Raw genomic sequence first — 556 nt, forward strand, 5'->3', positions numbered from 1 at the left:
CCGCCTCAAGATTGATACCCACGACTACGAGACCAAGCGCAAACGCGCCGAAGGCTTCCTGAAGGCTGGCGACAAGGTCAAGGCCATGATTTTGTTCCGTGGTCGTGAACAGTCCCGCCCCGATCAGGGCGTACGACTGCTCAAAAAGTTTGCCGAGGATGTGTCCGAGTTCGGTTCCGTGGAATCGACTCCGACCATTGACGGACGAAACATGGTCATGGTCATCGGACCTCTGAAGAACAAGTCAGAGGCCAAGGCGGAGACTAACGCACATAAGGCTGCTGAAAAGGCAGACAAGGTAGCCGATAAGGCAGACAAGGTTGCCGATAAGGCAGCGAAACTGGAGGAAAAAGATGCCTAAGATGAAGACCCACTCTGGCACGAAGAAGCGGTTCAAGGTCACCGGAAGCGGCAAGATCATGAAGCAGCAGGCCGGCATGCGCCACAACCTCGAGGTGAAGAGCACGAGCCGCAAGTCTCGCCTGAACCAGGACCAGGTGCTGGCCAAGTCCGACACCAAGGTCATCAAGAAGCTTCTCGGTCTGTAAATCAGGCT

General features: G+C 55.6%; 2 protein-coding genes. Both read left to right on the forward strand.

Going from position 1 to position 556, the window contains the following annotated elements; translation table 11 throughout:
• A partial coding sequence (gene infC / locus JF66_RS21195) for a translation initiation factor IF-3 (protein ID WP_035880969.1) occupies window positions 1-361 on the forward strand: 361 nt, incomplete at its 5' end.
• Window positions 354-548 (forward strand): 50S ribosomal protein L35, encoded by a 195-nt coding sequence (gene rpmI / locus JF66_RS21200; RefSeq protein ID WP_035879089.1) that lies wholly within the window; start codon window positions 354-356, stop codon window positions 546-548. The genes infC and rpmI, both read left to right, overlap by 8 nt.
• The last annotated feature ends 8 nt before the right edge of the window (window positions 549-556 follow it).

Source organism: Cryobacterium sp. MLB-32 (assembly GCF_000738085.1).
Classification (GTDB): Bacteria; Actinomycetota; Actinomycetes; order Actinomycetales; family Microbacteriaceae; genus Cryobacterium.